Origin of the sequence: Aureimonas sp. SK2 (assembly GCF_029813115.1) — a bacterium.
Taxonomy (GTDB): domain Bacteria; phylum Pseudomonadota; class Alphaproteobacteria; order Rhizobiales; family Rhizobiaceae; genus Aureimonas.
The window spans coordinates 17,200-40,496 of sequence record NZ_JAPZDS010000017.1; the positions used below are offsets into that span (position 1 = coordinate 17,200).

The window sequence follows — 23,297 nt, forward strand, 5'->3', positions numbered from 1 at the left end:
GTCCCGTGACTCCACCGCCCCGATGGCGAACAGGAAACTGAGTGCGAGCGCGAACCAGTCGAAGGTGATCGACGTCGCGCCGCGCGGTCTCCCGCCCTCGACCGCGGCCCAGAGCTCGCTAACTCCCCGCTCGGAGCCGCGAAGCTGCTCGAGGATGTCGGCTCCGATCACGAGCAGGGACCTGTCGGCGGGAAGGAACTTGCCGGGAAGTATCATGGCCGGGACGGGACCCAGCCGGCCGGCGGCTCTTCGAAGATGACGCATCCCTCGAACATCGTCCCGACGAGGCTCCTCGCGGCGTTCAGTCTCACCGCCGGGTCGGTTGGCCTTGCCAGCATGTCGATCAGCCTCTGCAATATGGTTCCGGGGTCGAGGCCCTGCGTCCTCAGGTCAACGTACTGGCTGCGGAAGAAGTTCGGAACCTCGACGGAGGCGCGCGGGTCGCCGAAGCCCTCGATGCACTCCGCGACCGTTTCCGAGTGGAAGCTCGCCTGGAGAAACGCAACCTGCCAGTCGTTGGGGATCCCGTTGAACTCCATCTTTCCGAAGGACACGGTCCCGACGGTCATGGCGGCGGGCGAGAGCCTGCCCGCGCGCTCCATCACCTCGAAGATCATCCCGTTCACGACGTCGGGGAGCGAGGCCCTCTCCATCTCCTCAAGCGCGCGGATGCCCAGAAGGTATTCGAGATCCTGCTCGCTGAGGTCCTTCAGGTGGGCCCGAAAGGATTCGAAGCCGAAGTGGGACACGGCGATGCCCTTGCGTCGGCCGGCGTCGGTCGCGGCCTGCAACGCCAGCGCCGACTTAGTCGGAAGGGCGTTCAGGTTGTGGACGAACCGCCAGGACTTCATGTCCGGCACGGTCTTCCGCGCCGTCGCGAAGTCCGCCTCGATCTTCTTCGCGACGTAGAGGTCCCGGTCCTTGGCCGGGCCGGACGACGCGCCGTAGCATTGGTAGACCGTGCCGTTCGGCCCATGGTACCCGTCGAGACCGCCGTCGCCCCGGTTTCCGTAGGATTCGATGGGTACGAACGCGTCACCGTGCACGCACGCCATGAACCGGGCGAAGAAGTCCTGGAAGGCGTTGCCGGACGCCAGGAACACTGCGTTCCGCAAGGCGACCGTCCAATGTCCCAGATCCGCCAAGCCCGTCTCCCGAATCATGTGGCGCCGACCGCGCCCAGGTCACCATGGGACATCCTAGCCGGAACGCCGACGAATGACATCGGCCATGAGCCAGGGCGTCGGTCGGTCTCGATGACCGAGGGTAGCCCGCACGAAGTCCCCCGCAAACGCTGGCGCGGGGTCGCGCCGACGGTCGGAGGCGAATCGACGCGCGACGCGACCGCGTCGTCCCCAGCGCCTGGACCGAGAAGCACCGCTCGACGTCGACCGTCACGCACGCCGAAGCCTTACCTTCCGCGTCCGCAGACCAAGCGTCCGAGGCCAACGGCGGCACACCGACTGCGAGAAGAACCGCAAGCGTACCAGTGAGTAGGGTGGACGAGTGCATGGCGGACACCGGGTGGGTTGAGGTTCCGCAGCTTACACGCCCAGCATCGCATCGCCCGCGGAATCTACTCGGAGGCATCCAGAACCTGAATAGGCAGAGTCTACAATGGTCTGACGAGGAATGCGGCTGCGATGTTGATCATGGAGACTTCGAAGGACCAGCAATTGGAACGCATTCGAGCCATCGTTTGACATCGGGACAGGTATCCAATGCCATCAGCTCGTCCGCACACAGAGCGGCCACAGCGCCACCTCCCAGGTTTGTGCCGTATTTCTGGAAAACGTGCTCAGCGGCCATCGGGCGCTCCCGAGTACCAAGCGGGTAGAAAAGCTCCGGTCCGACGAACTCCTGACCTCCCTTCACCCTGACCATCGCCTGCCCTGCGGGCCTGCGGCGTGCACTTGCCATCTCCCCCTCGAACCGCGGATCAACGACGACGCGGACGCGTGCCGCAAGGTCGAGGAGCGTTGGATCCCGCAGGCTGACCGGACCATACCAACGCTCCGCAGGTCGGTCCCCGGACGCCAAGACGGCGAGCGTGAACGGCAGGCTGAACTGCGCATCGATATCCGTCACGGGCCGCGAGTCCATAAAGTCGCTGCCCATGCCGGAGAACGACAGGACGACGATCTCCTCGATGTCGTCCGCTCGCAGACCGCGTTCGTCGCGAACGGTCTGGAAGGACTCGAGGGCCGTATGCATCCAGCGACAGGTCGGGAAAGCCTTGAAGCTCGCGTTCCAGGCCAGCCATTCGGATCCGAGCCCGGAGACAAGGCACTCGACGTCGGTCTTGTCGGAGCCAAGCATGCGCCAGAGGCCGTGCTCTCCGTCGAGCACCGCCCGGGCACCAACGAGGCCCTGCTGGTGCAGGCGCACCGCCCGTACGCCGCTTTCGGCGGCCGGGGCGTTGAAGTCCTTGAACGACACGAGCGGCCGCGCGTCCCAGTTGTACTTTCTCAGGCTCGGGACGGAGGCGAGGGTGCCAGCGAGGCCGAAGGCGTTCTCCATGCCCTCGGCGTCGAGACCCACGAGGCGGCCGTAGGCGGCCGCGGCACCGACGACCTGGTGCTGACACACACCATAGACCTGCCGGAACCGCTCGAAGCTCGGCTGCATCGACAGGATGACGCGGGCGTTGACCTCGTAGGCCGCCGCGACCGCCGTGATGAACTCGGCACCCGTCACCGCGCTGTCCCAAACGCCCGACAGCGCCGCCGCGACAATGGTCGCGCCCGGATGCCCCATTCCCCGTCCGTCGAACTCTAGCCCGTCGTCGAAGTCCAGCGCGTTCATCGCGCCGGCGTTGACGAAGGCGGCGCCGATCGGACCGAGACGTGTCTCGGAACCAAGGATCGGGCACGGGCCGGCCGCGTACTCACCGACGGCGAACCGCGCGAGTTGCCCGGTCAGGGGATTGGACGCCCCCGCGACGCCGCATCCGATGGAATCAAGGATATGAAGCTTGATCTTCTCCCGTAGGTCCGAGGGGATGTCCTCGTAGCGGAGTTCGGCGGCGAACCGCGCGAGGGCGGCGGTGGCGCTCAAAAGCGGAACGCGGTGAAACGTTCGAGGAACTGGCGCGTGCGCTCCTCTCGCGGTGCTTTCAGCACCTCCTCCGGCGTACCGTCCTCAAGGATGCGCCCGTCGTGCAGGAACAGGACGCGTGTCGCGAAGTGGTAGGCGAAGCCGAGTTCGTGCGTGACGAGGAGCATGGTGCGCCCCTCCGCCGACAGGTCGCGGATGACGCCCAGCACCTCGCCGACGAGTTCGGGGTCGAGAGACGAGGTGGGTTCGTCGAAGAGGAGAACCTCCGGGTCCATCGCCAAGGCGCGCGCGATGGCCACGCGCTGCTGCTGGCCGCCCGACAGCGTGGCGGGATAGGCCCCCGCCTTGTCGGCGAGGCCAACGCGGGCGAGCTGCCGCTCGGCGACCGTTGCGGCCGCAGCCCTTCGAGTTCCCAGTACGGAGATCGGCCCCTCCATCACGTTCTCCCGCACCGTCATGTGGGGGAACAGGTGGAATTGCTGGAACACCATGCCGACGCGTCGGCGCAGGCTGTTGAGGTCCGCCTCCCGGAAGCGGGGCCGGCCCTTCGCATCCGGTCTTCCGACCGGGTGGCCCTCGAACAGGATCTGCCCTGCGGACGGCGTCTCCAGGAGGTTCAAACACCGGAGCAGCGTCGACTTGCCGGAGCCGCTCGACCCGAGGATGGCGATGCGCTCGCCCTCGCCGACGACGAGGTCGATGCCCTTGAGGACGTCGACGTCGCCGAACGTCTTGTGAAGGCCCCTCGCCTCGATCACCGTCCTGGCCGCCGTCATCTCAGGCCCCCTTCGCCGCGTAGCGCCGCTCCAGGCCGTAGGCGAGGAGCGTGCCGGGATAGATGAGGACGAAGTAGATGACGGCCACGATCGTGAAGGTCTCCAGCGGGAGGTAGTACTCGGAACTCAGCATCCGGGCTTGGTAGAGCAGCTCGTTGACCGTCACGATGGAGGCGACGGACGTGTTCTTGGCGAGCTCGACGCCGCGATTGGTGAAGGCGGGCAGCATGCGGCGCATCACTTGGGGCAGCACCACCCGGCGCATCGTCCGAGCCGAGGTCATACCGAGCGCGCGCGCCGCCTCGGACTGCTCGCGGACGATCGAGCGGATGCCGCCGCGGTAGATCTCGGAGCAGTAGGCGGTCGCGTTCAGCGAGAGCGCCAGCGCGGCTGCCCAGAAGGCGGGGAGCTGGAGCCCGGTCAGGACGGGCAGCGCATAATAGAACCAGACGAGCTGGACGAGGACGGGGGTGGTGCGGAACAGCTCGACGAAGAGCCGCGCGGGCCACGCCATCCAGCGGCTTCCCGACAGCCTCAGGAGCGCGACGCCAAGGCCGAAGGACAGACCGCAGGCGAAGGCGATGGCCCAGAGGCCCGCCGTCAGGCCGACGCCCCGCAGGAGGAGGTCGGTATGGGCGAGGATCTCGCCGAACTGGAACTGTCCCATCGTCAGCCGCCCCGCCGCCGCATGCGTCCGTCGACCCATTCGACCACTTGGCTGACCGAGAACAGGAGCACGAAGAAGATCAGGCCGACGGTCGTGTAGAGCTCCAGAGGGCGGTACGTCTGGGTGACGACGACCATCGCGTTGTAGACAAGGTCGTGGAACGTCAAAGCGGCCGCGAGCGTGGTGGTCTTCACGAGCTCGAACGAGCGGTCGAGGAAGGGCGCGACCATGCGCCGGACCGCCTGCGGCAGGATGATGCGCCGCATCAGCCTCGCCCGGCTCATGCCAAGCGCCCTGCCCGCCTCGCGCTGCCCGCGCTCGACCGAGACGATGCCGGCCCGGAACACCTCGGCGAAGAAGGCACTGGACTGGAGACCCAGCGCCGCTAGCGCCGCCATGAATGGGCTCAGCGTCGGCCCGAGCATCATCGGCAGACCGTAGAAGAACCAGAACAGATGCACGAGCGGCGGCGTGTTGCGGTAGAACTCGATGTAGGCGAGCGCCGGCCAGCTCAACGTGCGGTGGCCAGAGATGCGCATCATGGCCAGCGCGAAACCGACCACCAGCCCGACCGCGATCCCGGTGAGCGACAGGGCCACCGTGTTGGCGAGCCCTTCCGCAAGAACTCCGGCATTGCGCGTGACGGCCGAGAAGTCCCAGTCGTAGTTCATGCGCGACCCGGCCGCTTGGCCAGCCGGGTCGACGCTTCAGGGCGCGGTGAGGGATTCAAGCCTTGGTCCAGCTCGACGGAGAGAGCCCGGGAGCCGTCTTCGGGTCGATGCCGCGGAAGGTCAGGAACTCCTCGTAGATCTTCTGCGTCTCGCCAGTCTCGTAGAGATAGCCGATGGCGTGTCCCACCCAGTCGCGCCACGACTTGTCGGCCTCGCGGCGGACGGCGGCGCTCGACGCCGACGAGCGCACCGGGGTCGGCACCACGACCGTGCCGCGCTTCAGTCGGTTGCCGATCGTCACGAGCGCGGGGTGGAACAGCGAGAGCGCGTCGACACGGCCGGCCGCGAAGGCGGCGCCCGCCTCGTCCGCGTTCGGAAAGCGCTGGATGTCGGCCTGCGGCAGCCGCACGGTGACGTCGCGGTCCGGCGAGGTGCCGAGCACGACGCCGAGCTTCACCTCCGGCTTGTTCAGCGCCTCCCAGTTCGTCACGTCCAGCCCGTCGCGGGCGAGCACGGCCTGCGCGTAGTAGAACATCGGCTGGACGGGGAACTCGACCGACAGAGCGCGCTGCTGCGTCGCGTCCATGGCGAACATCACGTCGAACTGTCCGGCCTGAAGGCCTGCCACTGCCGTGCCCCAGGTCGTCTCCACGGGAACGGGCGTCACGTTCAGCTCACGCGCCAACGCCGCGCCGACGCCCCATCCGAGGCCCTTCCACTCTCCTGAGGACTGGTCCTTAAAGAACCACGGTTCGCCCTGCGCAACGCCGATGCGAAGGTTGCCGCTCGCGCGTATCGCCTCGAGCGTCGAGGCGTTCGCGTCCTGCGCCCGCGCGGGAGCGATCCCGCCCGCCAGCCCGAGGCCGACACCGCCGAGAGCTCCGGCCAGCAGAAGGCGGCGGCGTTCCGAATTGACGTCATCACTCATGCAGCTCTCCGGCAGGCTTCGAGAATCGGTACGGCCGCATCGCGACCGTCAGCAACAGGGATACGTCACCGCACGAGGCCGTGAACAGGGCATCCCAAAGCGTTCGGGGCCGCGAACGGGGAAAAACGTGCTACCGGACGGGAACGGAATCAAGCCGTGTTCGCGGTGCCTCCAATGTTGCCGTCGAACACTGGGGTTACGGCCCCGGGATCGCGGGCTCACTGCGCCCAACCCTCGAACCACCAGACAGGACGGAGCTAAGCGCATGGAGTTGAGCGGCAAGGGAGCGCAGACCCCTCGTGAGGACGCCCGCAACGGCGAGGTGTTGATCTGGCTGAACGGCCGACTGGTCCCCCGCGCCGAGGCGACGGTTTCGATCTTCGACGCGGGCTTCGGCTTGGGGGATGGCGTTTGGGAAGGCCTGCGGCTCGTGAAGGGTCGATTCGTCTTCCTCGACGAGCATCTCCGCCGGCTTCAGGCGGGCGCCAGAGCGATAGCGCTCGAGATCGGGCTCGACCGGGACGGTCTGGAGGGCGCGCTGAAGGAAACGGCGGCAGCCAATGACATGCATGACGGGGTCCACGTCCGGCTCATGGTCACCCGGGGCGAGAAGACGACGGTCCATCAGGATCCCCGCAACGCGCTCGGCCGTCCGACGATCGCGATCGTCGCCGAGCACAAGCTTCCCGACCCGGAGATCAAGGAGTGCGGACTTTCGCTCTCGACCGTGCCGATCCGTTGCAGCGGCCCGGACACGTTCGACATGCGCCTGAACTCCCACAGCCGCCTCAACCTGATCCAGGCCCTGCTCCATGCGATCGGCGCAGGTGCCGACGAGGCCCTGATGCTCGATCCGCACGGGTTCGTGTCGAGCTGCAATTCCACCAATTTCTTCATCGTGAAAGACGGGATCGTCGCGACGTCGACGGGAGGCTACTGCTTCAACGGGATCACCCGGGAGAAGGTGATAGGGCTTTGTGGGGACAACGGCATCCGTTGCGAGTTGCGCAACTTCACCCTCGCCGAAGTCTACGACGCCGACGAGGCGTTCGTGACGGGCACCTTCGGCGGCCTGACGCCGGTACGGTCCATCGATGGTCGCTCCTTCAGCGTCGAGCGGACTTGGACCCGCAAACTGTCCCACATCTACGAGACCGAAATCGGCGTGGCATTAAGGGCCGGTCTTTGACTTGAGACGCCGCCGCCGTCGCATCGAGCGACTGAGACATAGGATCGCTCCGTTACGAGCGCAGCGCACGGCGCCACGCTCGTCGCTCTGTTCAATGACTGAGGAAAGACCTTCGAGGAAGGGTCGCAGCTAAGGAACTGGGAGACACGTCAACGACTTAAGCCCGCCGCATCAGCAATTCGGCCTTCCGGATCTCAAGCAGAAATCCCTTCCCTCTATTCGGAGCAAAACGGGAACCGCATCCCTCGCCGATCTGTCTATCTTAGAAATAGACTGTTGGCATTCGAGGGGAAATGCCGTGGCGGATCAGGTCGACGTTTTGGTGATAGGTGGTGGACCGGCGGGGTGCTGGGCCGCCATGACGGCGCTCGAGGCAGGCGCCTCGGTAACGCTGGTGGAGAAGGGTTACGTCGGCACCGGCGGAGCGACCGCCTCGGGCAACACCACCATCATCTACACCGCACGCGGCACCGTAGAGCGCCGAATGTCCGTCGAGCAGCGGGTGCGGCTCGGGCAAGGACTCGCGGACGCCGAATTCATCGAACGGGTTCTCGATTGCACGAAGGAGAACCTCGACCGGCTGGCTGGCTGGGGCTACCCGTTCCCGTCCTACGAGGACGGCCGGCCCTATCGCGGCATGCTGCGTGGCGTCGACTACCTACGCTTCATGCGCCAGCGCCTGATCAAGGGCGGTGCCGTACTCCGGGACCAGAGTCCGGCCGACGGGCTTCTCGTTTCCGACGGCGTCGTTTCCGGAGCGACGGGATACGACCGCCGGACGGGCGAGCGCTGGACAGTCCGGGCAGGCGCTGTCGTGATCGCGACAGGCGGGTGCGCCTTCCTCAGCGGAGCGCTCGGCACCAACAACCTGACCGGCGACGGCTACCTTATCGGCGCCGAGGCCGGCGCGCACCTGTCGGGCATGGAATTCTCCGCGCAGTACGGGATCTCGCCGGCCAACTCCGGCGTGACCAAAGGCGTCGTCTACTTCTGGGCGACCTTCTCCGACGCGTCAGGCCGTCCGCTTGACGTTGCCGGCAACCGCCATGGCATCGCCCGGCATCTGATGGACGGTCCGGTCTACGCCATCCTCGACAAGGCCTCGCCGCGCCTGCGCGAGGGGTTCCGCAAGGGCCAGCCCAACATCTTCGTACCCTTCGACCGCATGGGCATCGACCCGTTCACCCAGCGCTTCGAGGTCACGATGCGCCACGAGGGCACCGTGCGTGGCACGGGTGGGCTCCTCGCGGACGATCGCGGCCGGACTACCGTGCCGGGCCTCTATGCCGTCGGCGACGCCAGCTCGCGCGAGAGGATGTCCGGCGCGGTCAGCGGCGGCGGCGGTCCGAATTCGAGCTTCGCCATGGCGACAGGGTCGTGGGCCGGCGAGGCCGCCGCGGCGTTCGCATACGCTCTTGGCCCCCGCAAGCATACCCGAGTTGCCGCGCGAGCCCACGGCGGCGACAGGGCGGCTAACGGGAACGCCACGCATGTGATCGAGGCGGTCAAGGACCGGATGCAGCCGCTGGAGAGAGGCTTCTTCCGCGACGAGGCGAGCCTGACGCAGAGCGCCGCGACCTTCGAGGCGCTCTGGCGTGACCGATCCTGGCGGGCCGACGGGCGTACGCGGGAGGCCGAAGCCCTCCTGGCAACGGCACGCTGGGCGACGGCGGCCGCGCTTGCCCGGAGGGAAAGCCGCGGGCTCCAGCGCAGGACCGACTTTCCCGACGCCGACCCAAGGGGCCCCCGCAACCTCCGCGCCGGCGGCATCGAGGCCGCCTGGGTGGCGGAAACGCCGGAGTCGGAGCGGAGGCTGGCGTCATGATCGAGCTCGTCAGCCAGGACCGCTGCATCAAGTGCGACATCTGCGTCGCCGCCTGCCCCGACAACGTCTTCGACGCGGTGCCGGACGCCCCGCCCGTCATCGCCCGCCAGGACGACTGCCAGACCTGCTTCCTCTGCGAGCTCTACTGTCCGGCCGACGCCCTCTACGTCTCGCCGCTGACCTACGAGCGGGACGCGGTGTCGGAGGTCGACCTTGCCGCACGCGGGGTGCTCGGCAGCTTCCGCCGGGAGATGGGCTGGAAGAACGCCAAGCCCCGCGGCACCCGCGACGACCTGAGCTACCGCATCTTCGAAGCCGGCACGATCGTGCCGTGATCCCGCTCCCCTTGTCCCAAAGGATTGAATCCATGCGCCACGTTCTTTCGAGCCTCGCGCTCGCCGCCCTCCTTTCGACCTCGATCCAGGCGGTCGCCTCGGCCGAGGACCTGCCTCCGGTGATCCGCCTCGGCGACGTCGGTTTCGGCTTCGGCACGCCCTTCGGCGTCGGGCTCCAGGCCATCGCCGACGCCAAGGGCTTCGTCGCCGACGAGTTCAAGGGCACGCCCGTCAAGCTGGAATGGACCTATTTCACGGGGACTGGGCCGGCCATCAACGAGGCGCTGTCGAACGGCCAGCTCGACTTCGCCTCCTACGGTGCGGTGCCCAACATCATCGGCAAGGCCCGCGGCCTGCCGACAAGGATTCTCGCCTCCTACGGCGGTACGACGATCTTCGGCGTCTCGCGTCCGGACCTCGACATCATTGGCGTCGCTGACCTCAAAGGGCGCAAGGTCGCCATCCAGAAAGCCACGATCATCCACTGGGGGCTGATTTCCGCGTTGAAAGCGGAAGGATTGTCCGAGAAGGACGTGACGATCGTCGACCTGAAGAACGCCGACCAGCTCGCCGCGCTCAGCGCCGGCAGCGTCGATGCCGCTTTCGGCGCGGATTTCCTCCTGCCTCTCGAGGCCAAGGGCCTGGCCAAGGTCTTCTACAAGTCCTCGGACCAGGGCGCGTCCGGCGACGGCTTCGGGGCCTTCCTCGGCACGCAGGACTTCATCGACAAGTACCCGGAAGCGACCCAGAAGGTCGTAAATGGCCTCGTGCGGGCCGCGGAATGGCTGGGCCACGACGAGAACCGCGACGAAGCCTTCCGGATCTGGAGCCGCGCAGGAACGCCCGTCGAGATCATCCGCAAGGCCAACGAGGGAACGGCGCTGCGGGTCAAGTACGATCCCCGGCTCGACGACCTGTTCCGTGCCCGCTACGCGAGCGGCATCGCCTTCGACCGCGAGCAGAAGCTGATCCGCGCGGACGTCGATCTCGACGCCTGGGTCGAGTCGCGTTTCCTCGACGCGTCGGTGGCCTCGCTCGGGCTTCAGGCCTACTGGCCCGAACGCGCGGCACCGGCCGCCTTCCAGAACTGAGCCGTCGGGCATGACCATCCAGGTCGAGGCCACGCATGGCTACCGCCGCCGGGTGCCGGGTTGGGACGGCCCGCGGCGAGCGGCAGGCCTGTTGCGTGGCACCGCGGCGCGCTGGGCGCTGACCCTCGTCGGCCCGCTGGCGATCCTCGGCCTCTGGCAGGGAGCGATCGAACTGGGGCTCATGTCCGCGCAGGTCCTGCCACCACCTTCCTTGGTGTGGGCGACACTGGTCGATCTCGCGTTGACGGGCGACCTGTCCGCCAACCTCGCGCTTTCGGCGCGGCGCATCATCTTTGGGTTGGCGATCGGGGCGCCGCTGGGTCTAGCCTTCGGCCTGGCGCTGGCGCTTTCCCGGACGCTGGAGGACTATCTCGGGCCTACCTTCCGGGCCCTCGCAGCCGTCCCGTCGCTCGGGTGGATTCCCGTTCTCATCCTCGTCCTCGGCATTGAGGAGTCGCTGAAGATCGTGATCCTAGCCAAGGCCTGCTTCGTCCCGATGGCGATCGCCGCGATCGAGGGCGGGCGGGCCGTCCCGCACGAGTTGTCCGAGGCCGCCGCTGTCATGCGCCTCGGAACTCTGACACGCTTGCGTCGTCTGACGCTCCCGGCTGCCATGCCCTTCCTGTTCCGCGGCCTGCGCCTGTCCGTGGGCCAAGCCTTCGTCTCGCTCGTCGTGGTGGAGATGCTCGCCGGCACGGACGGCATCGGCTACCTCATGGTATGGGGCCGGACCCTGTTCCAGCTCGACCTCGTGATCGCGGGGATGATCGTGGTCGGAGTGACGGGTTTCATCCTCGACCTCCTCCTACGCCGCGTGGAGCGGCGGGTCGCGCGCCGGTACGGCGCCGATGTCTGACGTCCTGGTCCCCTCCACCGGCCCGACCACGCTCCGACGCCTGCGGGGTGCTGCCGTTCCAACCGCGTTCCTGCTCATATGGGCAGGTCTGGCGGCGTCCGGTGCCCTCTCGGGACCGCTGGCGGTCTCGCCCATCGACGTCGTATCGGCTCCGTTCGCCGATCCCGACGGCCAGCAGGTCTGGCAGGGCCTCGCCCAGAGCCTCGTCCGCGTGGCGGCGGGCAGCCTGCTGGGCGGATTCCTCGGCCTCGCCGTTGGGGCTGCCTGCGGCCTCTCCCGCCCCGCGGAGCGCGCGCTCTCGCCTTCGCTCCATGCTGCACGCCAAGTCGCGCTCTTCGCCTGGATCCCGCTCCTTACGGCTTGGTTCGGTAACGGCGAGGTGACGAAGATCGCGTTCACGAGCCTTTCCTGTTTCTTCCCGATCTTCCTCGCGACCGAACGGGGCATGCACGACGTGGCGCCCCGTCTCGCGGAGGTTGGGCAAACCCTCGCACTGCGCCGCCGGACGCGCTTCCTCAAGCTTGTCCTGCCGTCGGCTCTCCCCTCGATCCGCATCGGCGTCGAGGTGGCGCTGATCTCGGCCTGGATCGGGACGGTGGGCGCGGAATACGCGATCGGCAACGGCCGCGGCGTCGGCAGCTTCCTCGCCAGCGCCCGCGACCAGTTCCGCATGGACCTCGTGGCCGTCGGCGTCATCGTCTTGGCCGGGGTGGGCGTCGCGCTTCATGCGCTGTCGCGCACCGCCTTCGCCCGACTGTTCCCTTGGATGGAGTCTCGCCCATGAGCTCGCTCGAACTGCGCGGCGTCGCGAAGGACTACAGCGTGGACGGTGTGCCCGTCCCCGTTCTGCGCGGCATCGATCTCACCGTCGAGGAGGGCGAGATCGTCGCGATCCTCGGCGCCTCGGGCTGCGGCAAGTCCACCCTCCTGCGCCTGATCGCGGGTCTCGATCGGGAGCACGTCGGAAGCGTGCGGGCGGAAGGTCGCGAGATCACTGGTCCCGACACGGACCGCGGCCTCGTGTTCCAGGACCACCGCCTCTTTCCATGGCTCACGGCCGAGGAGAACGTCGACCTCGCGCTCGACAGCCTCGGCCTCGATGCGGCGACGAGGCGCGAGCTTGTTCGACGCCACCTCGACCTCGTCGGCCTCTCGGACTTCGCCCGGGCCTATCCGCGACAGCTCTCGGGCGGCATGGCGCAACGCACGGCCATCGCACGCGCGCTCGTCACCGAACCGCGCATCATCCTGATGGACGAGCCGTTCGGAGCCCTCGACTCCTTCCTGCGCATGCGCCTTCAGGAAGAGCTCCTTCGCATTTGGGAGCGCCGCGACGTCTCGATCGTCATCGTCACGCACGACATCGAGGAGGCGTTGTTCCTGGCAGACCGGGTCGTCGTCCTGGACTCGCGGCCCGGACGCATCGTCGAGACGGTGTCCGTCGACGTGCCCCGCCCGCGCGATCGCAACGGTACCGGCCTCGTGGAATTGAAGCGTCACCTGCTGTCGATCCTCGGCTCCAGACACTGAGGCGGACACGTCCGCATCGGCGACAGGAGAGCTTATCTTGGCAGCGCCCGATATCCGTGCCGACAACAGCGACATGGCGGAGGTCCCCTCGAACGCGTTCGGCTCAAGCGCACGCGTGCGCCAGCGCATCGGCAGTGCCCGCTCCCAATTCCGGATCGCACCACTGGCTAGCGGGAGGCAGGACGATGCAACCGCTCACCGGACGCGGGGGTCACCGCCGGACCGTTGACTCTCTCCGCCGACGGGACGTAGCCTGCTGCGCATGCGACCGTGCGACTCGCCTCCGCTGACCTGCATGCGCTTCATCGGCGTCGCGGGCGCGCGCGACGTCCGTCCCCACCCTTCGATACGCTGACCGCTAGCCCTTCCCGAGGCTGACGGACGCGAGGCACTGCCCCGTCCGAGCGGAGCGATCCCATGTTCACAGACAAGCTCGCAGGCGCTCGCGCGCCGATGTCCTCACGCCGGACCGATGGCCCGCGTGGCGACGGCCCCGGTTACCGCCCCCTGCGCTGCCAGGGTGAGGTCGCGTTTGCGTCACCCCTGGCAGCCGACGTCGCGCGCCTCCTCGACGTCGATCCCGAGGTGGACCACTGGCGATGCTGGATCGCCGTGGACGGCCTCCCCTTCCCCACCGACTTCGTCACGTACGGCGACCGGGGCGTAGAGCATGTCTTCGTCCGGCCGGAGGGAACGACGGATGCGGATTGCGATGACCTGCCGTCCGGCTCCCGTGTCGTGACACCCTCCGACATCGACCCCGTCCGCCTCGAGAACGCGAAGCTCATCCTCCCCCTCGCCCGCTGGCGCGTCAGTCTCGACGACAGGGTGCGGTTGCTCGCCGCCCTCGACGAAGAGGGAAGCGTGACGCTCGCGGACTGCCTCTCGATCATCCGCCACACCTCGCGCCCGGTCGCCGCCGTGGCCGCACTGGCGCTGGCCCGCGTCGTCGACCTGGATCTCGACATGCCGCTCGGAGCCCGGACGAGGGTGATACGCCGCGCCGACTGACATCGCCCTCCCCATCAGTCACGCGCCGCCGTTGCCGCGGCCATGCGAAGGCCATTACGATGCCCATCTTCCTCACGCCGTCCTCGGGGCCGGACGTGCTCGACCGCGAGATCGAAAGCACGGCCGCCCTCCTGCGCGACCTCCGGTACCTGCGTGACCATCGCGCGCCGTCCGATACCATGTTGGCGGACGCGCGTGTCCTCAGCGCTTGGTCCTCGGAGTTGCGAATGGTCCCGTGCCTGCGCGGCCGGCCCGCAGGCCATCCAGTCGTCCGCGACGGGCGCGACGCCGTCACGTCGCCTCTGCGCGTCGTCGCGCTCGACGCCGGCTACGTTCGCACCGAGAGCCGGTTCTGGCTTCTCGGCGCTCCCGCTGCGGGAGGCGGCCATGCATGACCGCCTCGACTTCAACGATCTGCCGACATCGCTCGCCGGACGACTGACACCCTCGGCGCTAGTCGCTGACGCGCTCTTGCGTCAGACGATCACCGAGGGTGGCTGCGAGCGCTTCTTCGAGGGTGGATCACGCCTTGTCGTAATTCACGGCGTCCGACCCGACGACGCCTCCGTCCTGTGCGATGCGGTCCATGACCTCATCGGCGGTACGGTGGAATGCTTCGTCCAGATCAATGCATCGGCCCGCGACTGGACCGACCTGGCCAGCCAGCGTCCCCAGTACGTCGAACGCCTTCTCATGGACGCGAGCGTGTCGACGCGTCCCCTTGCCGTCCTGAGCCGGAGGCGGACGGAAGTGCCGGGCGTCGTTGGCACGGTGGCCGACGGCGTCATTCCGCTTGCCCGCAGCCAAGAAGCGATCGCCGACATCGTGAGGGAAGCGGCGGGCTTCCAGCCGGACGAGAGGCTTCTGGCCCGCCTTGCACGGCTGCCTCTGCCGTTTCTCAACCTAGCGATTCGCCCCGGCATGTCGGCCGACCGCATGTGGCGGATCGCCGGGCGGCTGGTCAGGCACCGGCCCGAGCTCGAGCGGGAGCGCCGCCCCGCCAAGCTGACGGATGCGAAGGTCAGGAAGCCCTCGGACGCCAGCGTTGTCGCGACCCCGCAGCCTGCCCCCGAGCGCTTGGAGGACCTCCCCGGCATGGGCGAGGCAGGCCGTTGGGGCCTGAGGCTCGCGGCCGACCTGGCCGAGTACCGCGCCGGGACGCTGCCATGGTCGGATCTCGAGAGCGGAATGCTCCTCCATGGCCCGCCCGGGACTGGCAAGACGCTGTTCGCGCGGGCGCTGGCGGGGTCGTGCGAGATTCCCCTTCATTCGCATTCCATTGCCGCTTGGCAGGCGAAGGGGCACTTGGGTGACATGCTGAAGGCGATGCGGGCCGCCTTCGCCGAGGCCCGGAAGTCGGCGCCCTGCATCCTGTTCCTCGACGAGCTGGACTCGGTCGGATCGAGGGACGAGCCGCTCGGCGACAATGCTTCATACCAGCGTCAAGTCGTGAACGGGTTGCTCGAATGCCTGGACGGCGCCGCACAACGTGATGGGATCATCGTGGTCGGCGCCACCAACAAGCCGGACGTCATCGACCGGGCGGTGCTCCGGCCGGGTCGCCTGGGACGGCACATCGAGGTCCGGCTTCCAGACCTCGCCGGCAGGGTCGGGATCCTCGAACATCACCTCCGCGGCGAGCTTCCCGACGCCAACCTCATGCGTCTGGCCGACGAGTTCGGCGAGGCGTCGGGCGCGGCCTTGGCACAGCTCGTCCGCGAGGCGCGCGGGCTCGCCCGGAGGGTCCGGCGCTCGATGTCGGAAGCAGACCTCTGGGCCGCCCTACCGCCGGGCGTGCTACTTTCGGACGCGGCCTTCCGTAGGATGTGCGTTCACGAGGCGGGTCACGTCGTGGCCGGCCTGGAGATGGCTGCGGTCTCCGGGCTGGTGCCGACGCGGGTCAGGGTGCGGCGCCGCGTGCGGGATGGAGAGGGCAATCAGACGGACTTCGATGTCCTCGAGGGCATCGACCAGTCGCGGGAGAGCGTCGAGGCACAAATTGTCGTCATGCTCGGTGGGCTCGCAGCGGAGGAGGTCCTCCTCGGCTCGCGCAGCACCCTCGGCGGCGGCTCACGCGACGCCGACCTCGTCCGCGCAACTCGGCTAGCGACGAGCTTCGAGTTCTCCTTCGGACTGGGCGGCCACCTGCATTCCGTTCCGACGACTGAGCTCGCTTCGGCCGCGGCGTGGCGCGACGGCGAGCGGTCGCGTGACCGTGTGGAACAGGTGCTCGGGCGGTGCTTCGGGAAGGCGAAGGCGATCGTCGAGAGACGCCGCGAGGAGATCAATGCGTTGGCGTCCCGTCTAGCTAAGACGAATGCGGTGACGCTTACCTGAAACGGCAGGAACAGGTCTTGATGCTAGGATTGCTCCGAATGGAAACTCCATCTATGACTTCGAGCGCTCGTGCAGCCTGGCCGTGGCGATCCCGGCAAGCTCTCGGATGAAGAGGTCCAGAACCGACGAAGCTCGTTCGGCTTCGCGCGTCGCAATGACGAACGGCGAGGCGATGGAGGCTTCCGGCGCCATGACCGGCACCAACTCTCCCTTGTCCAGCCATGCCTTGGCATAGTGGTTGGGCAGGTAGCCGAGGAAGCGCCCCGATAGGACGAAGATGGCGACCGCCTCCATGTTGGAGGCCGTTGCCGAGACGCGGGCGCCCGGGAAGTGCTGTAGTTCACGTAAGTTGCTGTAGGGGCGCACGACGAAGGGATGGGCCTCGACGTCCGCCCGCGTCAGGTCGGCTGGCGCCTTGGCGCGCAACGGATGTCCGGGCGAGCGGTAGAGCGAGTGTGCTTCTGCGCGCAGCGGTGTGAAGCGAAGTCCCCGATAGGGTTGGACCTCGGGCAGGATGGCGATGTCGATGCCGCCGTTCCCGAGATCCGCGACCAGATCCTCCGGGATCTTGATCACGATCTCGATCCGCGCCTCGGGCGCACGCTGGGTGATGGCTGCGACCACCTGATGGATCGGCAGTTCGTCGTCCGTCACCGTGTTGTCCACGAGGCCAAGGCGCAACGTGCCAGTGATGCGATGACGCAGGTCCCCGACATCGCTCTCGAAGGAGTTCAGCGACAGGAACAGGGCTTTGGAGCGTTCGTAGACGACGGCACCGCGATCGGTCAGCTCGAAGCCGCTGCGTCCGCGCCGGCATAGGCGAAAGCCGAGCCGGTCCTCGAGCGCCTTCACGTGGAAACTTACCGCCGACTGGCTGAGGCCGAGCGCGACCTGCGCCCCGAGGAAGCTGCGGTGCTCAACGACCGAGCGAAAGACGGCGAGCGAGCGAAGGTCGGACTGCGCGATCTGCATCGGCGATACATCAGGATCCTCGATGTGAAGGCCATACCTTTCCTATTCTTCGGGAGCAAGTGAACTGCTCTTCTGGGTCCGTTCGAAACGTCTCCCCGGAGCCAAGCATGCGCCTCTCCCGCCTCCGCCATGCCGTCCTATTCTCCGCCGCCCTCGCGCTCCTCGCTCCGACCCAGGCCTCCGCCGGCCTCTTGGACGAGGTGAAGGCGAAGGGGGTCCTGACCGTCGGGACCGAAGCCCGTTTCCCCCCATTCGAGTTCGTCGAGAACGGCGAGATCGTCGGCTACTCCGCCGACATCATGCGGGAGGTCATGTCCGCGATGCCGGGCGTTCGCTTCGAGCGCCTCGATCTGCCCTGGCAGGGCATCCTGCCGGGCCTCGCCGCCGGCCGCTTCGACTATGTGGCCACCTCCGTAACGGCGACGCGTGAGCGGGCAGCCGCCTACCACCTGTCCGTCCCCGTAGCGGACGCCACCATGGCCATCCTGAAGCGCAAGGGCGACGCCGAGATCGCCAAGCCCGAGGACGTCGCCGGCAAGCCCGTCGGCTCGCAGGCGGGCTCGGCCCAGCTCGCCGCGCTTCAGACGCTGGCAGGCCAACTTGAGAAGGCCGGCACGCCGGTGGCGAACGTCACGACCTATGTCGACTTCAGCGAAGCCTATGCCGATCTCGCCGCCGGTCGCATCCGTGCCGTCGTGAACTCGCTTCCGAACCTCCTCGAGGCGGCGCGCCAGCGGCCGGACGTATTCGAGGTCGTCCAGCCGACCTTCGGGCCGAAGACCTACTTCACCTGGGCCGGACGCAACGACGCCGAAAGCGCCGACCTGAACGCGCTGGTGGACGCTGAACTCGTCAAGCTCAACCAGTCGGGCAAGCTGCGCGAGCTTCAGGTGAAGTGGTTCGGCGCACCGATGGACCTGCCCAACGCGTTGCCCGAGCCGGCGAGCTGAGACATCGGATCGAGGCGCTCCGGGCATGATCGCGTTCCTGCAAGACCACGGGCCGGCCCTTCTGGACGGCTTGATGACGACGCTCCTCGTCAGCGGCGGCGCGCTCCTCCTCGGTGCGCCGCTGGGCCTCGCGATCGCGGCCTGCACCCTGTCGCCTCGTCGCCTGCTGGCGGTGGCGGCCGGCCTCTACCGATCCTTCTGGCGCGGCACGCCGATCCTCGTCCAGCTTCTCGTCGTTTTCTACCTCCTGCCGATGGTCGGACTGACGATCCCGCCCGCCTTGGCGGCCACACTCGCCCTCGCGTTGAACACGGCGGCCTTCCAGTCCGAGATCTACCGGGCCGGTCTCCTCGCCGTCCCGCGCGGACAGATCGAGGCGGCACGGCTCCTCGGCATCGGCCGCGGGGCCGCCTTCCTGCGCATCGAGGCGCCGCAGGCCGTCCGCCTCATGCTGCCCGCGCTCGTCGGTGAGATGCTGGCGCTGGTGAAGAATTCGTCGCTGGTCTCGGTGATCGCGGTGACGGAGATCACAAGGCGGGCGCAGCAGATCGCCTCGTCCACCTTCCGCCCGCTGGAGGCCTACGGCGCGGCGTTGGTCCTCTACCTCGCCATCGCCGCCGTCCTCGCCGGGATCGGCCTCTGGCTCGAACGGCGGTTGGCTTCGGGAGGGCGGGCATGAGCGAATGGCTCACCCCGGCGGAGCTGGCGCTCTTCGCGCAGGCCTTCGCGACGACGCTTGCCATCTCGGCGGCGGGCATCCTTCTCGCCGTTCTTCTGGCCATGCCTCTGGCCATTGCCCTGCGAAGCCGCTCCGCCCTCCTGCGCCGCCCGGCGCGTCTCTACACCGAGTTCATGCGCGGCGCGCCCCTCGTGATCCTCCTGTTCCTCCTCTACTACGGCGGGCCGTCGGTCGGCGTTCTCCTGCCCGCCACGACGATCGGCGTCGTCGGGCTCGGATTCTACGGCGCTGCCTACTTCGCGGAAATCTTCCGGGCCGGCTTAAGCGGTGTGCCGCGGGGCGAAGTCGAGGCCGCGCGTCTCCTGCGCCTCGGTCGCTCGCAGTGCTTCCTGCGCATCGAGGTGCCCCAGGCGGCGCGACTCTGCATCGCCCCGGCGACCGGACAGGCGATCGCGCTTATCAAGGAGTCGGCGGTGCTGTCGATCATCACCATCGGCGAGCTGACCAAGGTCGCTGGCGAGATCAGCAACATGAGCTTCGCCGTCGTCACCCCCTACCTCACCGCCGCGCTGCTCTACTGGGCGCTGGTGGAACTCGTCGCCCGCCTCGGTCTCAAGGCCGAGCGCGCGCTCGGCGCACCGGAGAGCCGGACCCATGCCTGATCCCGTGATCCGCGTGCGCGGACTGACCAAGCGCTTCGGCACCCGCACCGTTCTCGACCGGGTCGATCTCGACGTCGCCGCCGGGGACGTGACCTGCATCATCGGCCCCTCCGGCTCGGGCAAGTCGACGCTACTGCGGTCGATCGCCTTCCTGGAAGCCTACGACGAGGGCGATGCCATCGTCTTCGGCAGGCTGATGGGCTGGCGCGAGACCCCGCTCGGGCGCGAACTGGCGGGCGAGCGTGAACTCGCCGAGGCCCGCGCGCCGCTCGGCATGGTGTTCCAGCACTTCCACCTCTGGCCCCATCTCAGCGTCCTCGACAACGTCACGCTTGCCCTTCGCCTTGTCGGCAGGATGGGGCGCCGGGACGCTGACGCGGCCGGCCTCGCCATGCTGGAGAAGGTGGGGCTGGCGTCGCACGCGCGCCATCGCCCCGAGCAACTGTCAGGCGGCCAGAAGCAGCGCGTGGCGATCGCCCGAGCGCTGGCGGCCAAACCGAAGGTGATGCTCTTCGACGAGCCGACTTCGGCGCTCGACCCCGAACTCGTGGGTGAGGTGCTCAGCGTCATGAAGACGCTCGCCGCCGAAGGCATGACGATGCTGATCGTCACGCACGAGATGGGCTTCGCAGCCCACGCGGCCAACCGCGTCGTGTTCATGGACGGCGGGCGGGTTGTCGAGGAGGGACCGCCCGGGCCCCTCTTCGCGGAGCCTTCGAGCCCGCGCCTCGCACAGTTCCTGCAAACCTGGCGCGAGCGCGCCCTATGAGCCTGGAAGGACAGACGATGAGCGCACACGGATACGAAAAGGGCCGCCTGAACCTTCCCTTCGTCGGCATCTCGACGTTTGCCAAGAGCCCCTATGTCGAGGACTGGAGCCGGATCGACGCCGACGTCGCGATACTCGGCGCGCCCTACGACTTCGGGACCCAATGGCGCGCTGGCGCTCGCTTCGGGCCGCGGTCGATCCGCGAGGCCTCCACGCTCTTCTCGTTCGGTCATGCGGGAGCCTATGACCACGAGGACGATGTCACCTACCTCGACGGCGTCCGGATCGTCGATATCGGGGACGCGGACATCGTCCACACGGACACGATCGCCAGCCACGCGGCGATCGAGACCGGCGTGCGCGCCATCTTGGCATCGGGCGCCATGCCCGTGGTGCTGGGCGGCGACCACTCGGTCAACATCCCCTGCATCGCGGCCTTCGAGGACCAGGAGCCGATCCATCTCGTGCAGCTCGACGCCCATCTCGACTTCGTCGACGAGCGGCACGGGGTCCGCTTCGGCCACGGCAGCCCGATGCGGCGGGCGGCCGAGCGCCCGTGGGTGACCGGCCTGACGCAACTCGGCATTCGCAACGTCTCGTCCACCGCAAAGGAAGGCTACGAGGCAGCCAGGGCCATGGGCTCGGACATCCTGTCCGTGCGGCAGATCCGCAAGCTTGGCGTCGATGCCGTCGCCGAGCGCATTCCGGCCGGCAAACGGTACTACCTATCCATCGACATCGATGGCTTCGACCCGTCGATCGCGCCGGGGACAGGCACCCCGAGCCATGGCGGCTTCACCTACTACGAGGGCCTAGAACTGATCGCGGCCCTCGCCCGCCGCGGCAAGGTCGTCGGCATTGACCTCGTCGAGGTCGCGCCGGACTATGACCACTCCGGCTCTACCGCGATCCTTGCCGCACAACTCCTGCTGAACGGGATCGGTCGCGTTTGTCATCAGCGGAAAGCGCGCGACGGCTGATCCGCGATCTGGCAAGATGTCCGCTCCTGTGGGGCCCAGCCTCAAAAAAAGTAGTTACGCAATCGACCCAACCCGGTCGGCCGAACTGCCTTCGAGGATTCTCTGAAGCGGTTGTTCGCTGCGCCCTATCGACTTCGGATCGAGGTGGCTAGCGATCTCTCTCCCGGCGGCATCACAGATCTTGGACAGAGGCAGGCGGCTGCATGAACTCGATCGTCGCGCCGTCTGGACCAACAACGTAGATCACGCGCGTTCCGGCCCGCGCACCGCTTGCGATCGACTGCGGAATGCCCTGCGCCTTCCAGCCGTAGGCGGCGATCCGCACCAGCAGCGAGTCTATGTCGTCGACCACGAGGGCCAGATGCGCAAAGCCCGGGTCGAACGGGTTGGCCGGCACGGTTGGCCGATCCAGCCCCCGATACTCCAGGAGTTCGATCGTCTGATCCGCCAACGAGACGATCGCCATGCGAACCTGTGCCCCATGCGCTCCCGTCACCTGACCGAGGAACTCGCCCCCCATCTCGCCGGTCCGCACAAGTCGTGCACCAAGCCCATCGACCCAGAACCGAAGAGCCTCGTCGAGGAAGGCGACCGCGAAGCCGACATGATCGGCGCGACGCACGTGGATGCTCGTGTGTTCCGTCATGCGAAACTTCCTGCCGGCAAAGGGGTCAATCACCTACAACGGGTCGTCGCCGGTCTTCCGGCTATGTCCCCTTCCATGCATTCGTCATTTGGAAGCGGACCGGCAGGAAACCATCCGGTCGAGGCGATCGGCGCGGCGGAGCCGGACGCCCGGAAGCGGCCCAACCGCAATCGACCCAATTGCGACAGTTCTCAGAAGTCATGGCTCTTGGCTCGGCAGACATTCGAATTACGCAGTTTGCTCAGCCCAAACAGCTAGAGCTGAAGCGTCTACCGAAACAATAGATGCGGGTCTCATCCGACGTCGGATGCACCTCCACTAGCTTCCGATCCCATAGTTCGATGTAGCCGTTCGGTCCGTTCGGCAGTGGCGCCAAGTGTTCGCCAGGGTGGCGTCTCGTTGACTTCCATCTCCGCTGTCGATGACGGCGTGGGATTTTCTCGGCAGAGGATCGAGCTCGTAAGAGCTGCCATCACCCCAGATACGTTGCCCCCAGCCGGCGGAAGCCGCTGGATCTGATCACCTTGACAAGCGATACGAACACCAGCAAAATTCAAGATAATAAATACGTTCAAAATATTGAACGACGCTGGGAGGCGAGGTTTGAGCGGGCGCGGTGCGGAGCGAATTCTCGATTTGCTGGAATGGCTGTCCGCTCGCTCGGACGGCGTCTCGCTGACCGAGACCGCCTTGGCGCTCGACGTTCCCAAGAGCAGCGGCCTGCTTCTTCTGCGGCTCCTGACCGAACGCGGCTATGTCGAGCGCTTGAAGAACGGCACCTATGCCCTGGTTCGACTCCCCGGAGAGGTTCGCGCGGGCACTGAAGCCTGGGGCACGCTCCTGCGCCTCAGCGAAGCTCCCTTGCGCGAGGCCGTAGAGGCGTCGAACGAGACGGGCTTCGTGGCGGTGATGGAGGATGCCCAGATCCGCTACCTCACCAAGAGGTTGCCCCTGCGGGAAATCCGCTACGATCGCGACATCACCCATCTGCGCCAGGCACATCTGGTGGCGAGCGGCCTGGCGATCCTGTCCGGGTTCGACGAGGCCTCGCTCGACGCCTATCTCGACGCCGCCGTGCCGACGCCGGAGGCCCGCGCGGACATCCTCGCGGCGGTGGATGAGGCGCGAGCAACCGGCTGCGCCGTCAATCTGAAGGGCGTCGTCGAGGGTGCGGCCGGCGTTGCCGCGCCGATCCGCGACGCGGAAGGGCGCATCGTCGCCGCCATCAACCTGTCGGGGCCGCGCGAGCGCATCGTCGCCCACGTCGCCGAACTCACCGGCATCGCCATCCGCACCGCGCAACGGGTTTCGGAGGAACTCGCGCGGCGGAGCCGGATCAGACCAGCATCCAAGGGAGGAATTTGAC

At 67.6% G+C, this 23,297-nt stretch carries 24 protein-coding genes and 1 pseudogene; 16 read left to right on the plus strand and 9 right to left on the minus strand.

The window, feature by feature from the left end; genetic code table 11:
* Positions 1–9 precede the first annotated feature (9 nt).
* The 7 genes and pseudogenes from O5O54_RS22390 to O5O54_RS18490 all read right to left on the minus strand — a co-directional run.
* A pseudogene (locus O5O54_RS22390) lies at positions 10–264 on the minus strand (ABC-three component system middle component 6); the annotation flags it as partial.
* The gene (locus O5O54_RS18465; RefSeq protein WP_279483318.1) at positions 213–1,115 is read right to left on the minus strand and encodes an ABC-three component system protein; all 903 of its coding nucleotides are present in this window, start codon (positions 1,113–1,115) and stop codon (positions 213–215) included. The gene O5O54_RS18465 and the pseudogene O5O54_RS22390, both read right to left, overlap by 52 nt.
* Before the next feature lie 535 nt (positions 1,116–1,650).
* Positions 1,651–3,057, minus strand: coding sequence for an MmgE/PrpD family protein (locus O5O54_RS18470; protein WP_279483319.1), 1,407 nt, complete (start codon positions 3,055–3,057; stop codon positions 1,651–1,653).
* Positions 3,054–3,833: an amino acid ABC transporter ATP-binding protein gene (locus tag O5O54_RS18475; protein ID WP_279483320.1), complete on the minus strand. Its 780-nt coding sequence runs from the start codon at positions 3,831–3,833 to the stop codon at positions 3,054–3,056. Before O5O54_RS18475 ends, O5O54_RS18470 begins: the two co-directional genes overlap by 4 nt.
* A gap of 1 nt (position 3,834) precedes the next feature.
* Positions 3,835–4,539, minus strand: a complete 705-nt coding sequence (locus tag O5O54_RS18480; protein WP_279483321.1) for an amino acid ABC transporter permease — start codon at positions 4,537–4,539, stop codon at positions 3,835–3,837.
* Positions 4,503–5,171 (minus strand): amino acid ABC transporter permease, encoded by a 669-nt coding sequence (locus O5O54_RS18485; protein WP_279483322.1) that lies wholly within the window; start codon positions 5,169–5,171, stop codon positions 4,503–4,505. The genes O5O54_RS18480 and O5O54_RS18485 overlap by 37 nt, the downstream gene beginning before the upstream one ends.
* A 55-nt stretch (positions 5,172–5,226) precedes the next feature.
* Positions 5,227–6,099 carry a transporter substrate-binding domain-containing protein gene (locus O5O54_RS18490; protein ID WP_279483323.1) on the minus strand — a complete coding sequence of 291 codons (873 nt, stop codon included), beginning with the start codon at positions 6,097–6,099 and terminating at the stop codon, positions 5,227–5,229.
* Between O5O54_RS18490 and O5O54_RS18495 the strand changes: the two genes are divergently transcribed.
* The 10 genes from O5O54_RS18495 (at position 6,098) to O5O54_RS18540 (ending at position 16,273) form a co-directional block, all read left to right on the plus strand.
* A complete protein-coding gene (locus tag O5O54_RS18495) occupies positions 6,098–7,288 on the plus strand; it encodes an aminotransferase class IV (protein ID WP_279483324.1) in 1,191 nt (396 codons plus the stop codon). The genes O5O54_RS18490 and O5O54_RS18495 overlap by 2 nt on opposite strands.
* A 322-nt stretch (positions 7,289–7,610) precedes the next feature.
* Complete coding sequence (locus O5O54_RS18500) at positions 7,611–9,113, plus strand: FAD-binding protein (protein WP_279483374.1); 1,503 nt, start codon at positions 7,611–7,613, stop codon at positions 9,111–9,113.
* Entirely contained in the window at positions 9,110–9,448 is a 339-nt protein-coding gene (locus O5O54_RS18505) for a ferredoxin family protein (protein ID WP_279483325.1), read from the plus strand. Before O5O54_RS18500 ends, O5O54_RS18505 begins: the two co-directional genes overlap by 4 nt.
* Positions 9,449–9,480: 32 nt before the next feature.
* Positions 9,481–10,539 (plus strand): ABC transporter substrate-binding protein, encoded by a 1,059-nt coding sequence (locus O5O54_RS18510; protein ID WP_279483326.1) that lies wholly within the window; start codon positions 9,481–9,483, stop codon positions 10,537–10,539.
* Positions 10,540–10,549: 10 nt separating this feature from the next.
* Positions 10,550–11,395, plus strand: coding sequence for an ABC transporter permease (locus O5O54_RS18515; RefSeq protein WP_279483327.1), 846 nt, complete (start codon positions 10,550–10,552; stop codon positions 11,393–11,395).
* Entirely contained in the window at positions 11,388–12,179 is a 792-nt protein-coding gene (locus tag O5O54_RS18520; RefSeq protein WP_279483328.1) for an ABC transporter permease, read from the plus strand. Before O5O54_RS18515 ends, O5O54_RS18520 begins: the two co-directional genes overlap by 8 nt.
* The gene (locus O5O54_RS18525) at positions 12,176–12,925 is read left to right on the plus strand and encodes an ABC transporter ATP-binding protein (protein WP_279483329.1); all 750 of its coding nucleotides are present in this window, start codon (positions 12,176–12,178) and stop codon (positions 12,923–12,925) included. Before O5O54_RS18520 ends, O5O54_RS18525 begins: the two co-directional genes overlap by 4 nt.
* A gap of 417 nt (positions 12,926–13,342) precedes the next feature.
* Positions 13,343–13,936, plus strand: coding sequence for a hypothetical protein (locus tag O5O54_RS18530; RefSeq protein WP_279483330.1), 594 nt, complete (start codon positions 13,343–13,345; stop codon positions 13,934–13,936).
* A 59-nt stretch (positions 13,937–13,995) separates the two neighbouring features.
* The gene (locus O5O54_RS18535; protein ID WP_279483331.1) at positions 13,996–14,331 is read left to right on the plus strand and encodes a hypothetical protein; all 336 of its coding nucleotides are present in this window, start codon (positions 13,996–13,998) and stop codon (positions 14,329–14,331) included.
* Positions 14,324–16,273: an AAA family ATPase gene (locus O5O54_RS18540; RefSeq protein ID WP_279483332.1), complete on the plus strand. Its 1,950-nt coding sequence runs from the start codon at positions 14,324–14,326 to the stop codon at positions 16,271–16,273. Before O5O54_RS18535 ends, O5O54_RS18540 begins: the two co-directional genes overlap by 8 nt.
* 51 nt (positions 16,274–16,324) lie before the next feature.
* Here the strand turns inward: O5O54_RS18540 and O5O54_RS18545 are convergent, their stop codons facing one another.
* Positions 16,325–17,245 carry a LysR family transcriptional regulator gene (locus O5O54_RS18545; protein WP_279483333.1) on the minus strand — a complete coding sequence of 307 codons (921 nt, stop codon included), beginning with the start codon at positions 17,243–17,245 and terminating at the stop codon, positions 16,325–16,327.
* Positions 17,246–17,352: 107 nt separating this feature from the next.
* Between O5O54_RS18545 and O5O54_RS18550 the strand changes: the two genes are divergently transcribed.
* The 5 genes from O5O54_RS18550 to speB are packed head-to-tail and all read left to right on the plus strand — an operon-like array spanning position 17,353 to position 21,285.
* On the plus strand, positions 17,353–18,195 hold the full coding sequence (locus O5O54_RS18550) for a transporter substrate-binding domain-containing protein (protein ID WP_279483334.1): 843 nt from the start codon (positions 17,353–17,355) through the stop codon (positions 18,193–18,195).
* Between the two features lie 25 nt (positions 18,196–18,220).
* Entirely contained in the window at positions 18,221–18,874 is a 654-nt protein-coding gene (locus tag O5O54_RS18555) for an amino acid ABC transporter permease (protein ID WP_279483335.1), read from the plus strand.
* On the plus strand, positions 18,871–19,536 hold the full coding sequence (locus O5O54_RS18560) for an amino acid ABC transporter permease (RefSeq protein WP_279483336.1): 666 nt from the start codon (positions 18,871–18,873) through the stop codon (positions 19,534–19,536). The genes O5O54_RS18555 and O5O54_RS18560 overlap by 4 nt, the downstream gene beginning before the upstream one ends.
* Entirely contained in the window at positions 19,529–20,305 is a 777-nt protein-coding gene (locus O5O54_RS18565) for an amino acid ABC transporter ATP-binding protein (protein WP_279483337.1), read from the plus strand. The genes O5O54_RS18560 and O5O54_RS18565 overlap by 8 nt, the downstream gene beginning before the upstream one ends.
* Positions 20,306–20,322: 17 nt before the next feature.
* Complete coding sequence (speB, locus tag O5O54_RS18570; protein WP_279483338.1) at positions 20,323–21,285, plus strand: agmatinase; 963 nt, start codon at positions 20,323–20,325, stop codon at positions 21,283–21,285.
* A gap of 172 nt (positions 21,286–21,457) precedes the next feature.
* On the opposite strand, the gene O5O54_RS18575 is transcribed toward speB, so the two are convergent.
* Positions 21,458–21,931 (minus strand): VOC family protein, encoded by a 474-nt coding sequence (locus O5O54_RS18575; protein WP_279483339.1) that lies wholly within the window; start codon positions 21,929–21,931, stop codon positions 21,458–21,460.
* Between the two features lie 603 nt (positions 21,932–22,534).
* On the opposite strand from O5O54_RS18575, the gene O5O54_RS18580 reads away from it, so the two are divergent.
* Complete coding sequence (locus tag O5O54_RS18580) at positions 22,535–23,296, plus strand: IclR family transcriptional regulator (protein ID WP_279483340.1); 762 nt, start codon at positions 22,535–22,537, stop codon at positions 23,294–23,296.
* The last annotated feature ends 1 nt before the right edge of the window (position 23,297 follow it).

What these genes read in the sequence shown, in the direction of transcription:
- O5O54_RS18475 (WP_279483320.1), bottom strand. Translation starts at nt 3,833, where the DNA reads ATGACGGCGGCCAGGACGGTGATCGAGGCGAGGGGCCTTCACAAGACG.
- O5O54_RS18480 (WP_279483321.1), bottom strand. Translation starts at nt 4,539, where the DNA reads ATGGGTCGACGGACGCATGCGGCGGCGGGGCGGCTGACGATGGGACAG.
- O5O54_RS18485 (WP_279483322.1), bottom strand. Translation starts at nt 5,171, where the DNA reads ATGAACTACGACTGGGACTTCTCGGCCGTCACGCGCAATGCCGGAGTT.
- O5O54_RS18495 (WP_279483324.1), top strand. Translation starts at nt 6,098, where the DNA reads ATGCAGCTCTCCGGCAGGCTTCGAGAATCGGTACGGCCGCATCGCGAC.
- O5O54_RS18490 (WP_279483323.1), bottom strand. Translation starts at nt 6,099, where the DNA reads ATGAGTGATGACGTCAATTCGGAACGCCGCCGCCTTCTGCTGGCCGGA.
- O5O54_RS18505 (WP_279483325.1), top strand. Translation starts at nt 9,110, where the DNA reads ATGATCGAGCTCGTCAGCCAGGACCGCTGCATCAAGTGCGACATCTGC.
- O5O54_RS18510 (WP_279483326.1), top strand. Translation starts at nt 9,481, where the DNA reads ATGCGCCACGTTCTTTCGAGCCTCGCGCTCGCCGCCCTCCTTTCGACC.
- O5O54_RS18515 (WP_279483327.1), top strand. Translation starts at nt 10,550, where the DNA reads ATGACCATCCAGGTCGAGGCCACGCATGGCTACCGCCGCCGGGTGCCG.
- O5O54_RS18520 (WP_279483328.1), top strand. Translation starts at nt 11,388, where the DNA reads ATGTCTGACGTCCTGGTCCCCTCCACCGGCCCGACCACGCTCCGACGC.
- O5O54_RS18525 (WP_279483329.1), top strand. Translation starts at nt 12,176, where the DNA reads ATGAGCTCGCTCGAACTGCGCGGCGTCGCGAAGGACTACAGCGTGGAC.
- O5O54_RS18530 (WP_279483330.1), top strand. Translation starts at nt 13,343, where the DNA reads ATGTTCACAGACAAGCTCGCAGGCGCTCGCGCGCCGATGTCCTCACGC.
- O5O54_RS18535 (WP_279483331.1), top strand. Translation starts at nt 13,996, where the DNA reads ATGCCCATCTTCCTCACGCCGTCCTCGGGGCCGGACGTGCTCGACCGC.
- O5O54_RS18540 (WP_279483332.1), top strand. Translation starts at nt 14,324, where the DNA reads ATGCATGACCGCCTCGACTTCAACGATCTGCCGACATCGCTCGCCGGA.
- O5O54_RS18545 (WP_279483333.1), bottom strand. Translation starts at nt 17,245, where the DNA reads ATGCAGATCGCGCAGTCCGACCTTCGCTCGCTCGCCGTCTTTCGCTCG.
- O5O54_RS18550 (WP_279483334.1), top strand. Translation starts at nt 17,353, where the DNA reads ATGCGCCTCTCCCGCCTCCGCCATGCCGTCCTATTCTCCGCCGCCCTC.
- O5O54_RS18555 (WP_279483335.1), top strand. Translation starts at nt 18,221, where the DNA reads ATGATCGCGTTCCTGCAAGACCACGGGCCGGCCCTTCTGGACGGCTTG.
- O5O54_RS18560 (WP_279483336.1), top strand. Translation starts at nt 18,871, where the DNA reads ATGAGCGAATGGCTCACCCCGGCGGAGCTGGCGCTCTTCGCGCAGGCC.
- O5O54_RS18565 (WP_279483337.1), top strand. Translation starts at nt 19,529, where the DNA reads ATGCCTGATCCCGTGATCCGCGTGCGCGGACTGACCAAGCGCTTCGGC.
- speB (WP_279483338.1), top strand. Translation starts at nt 20,323, where the DNA reads ATGAGCGCACACGGATACGAAAAGGGCCGCCTGAACCTTCCCTTCGTC.
- O5O54_RS18575 (WP_279483339.1), bottom strand. Translation starts at nt 21,931, where the DNA reads ATGACGGAACACACGAGCATCCACGTGCGTCGCGCCGATCATGTCGGC.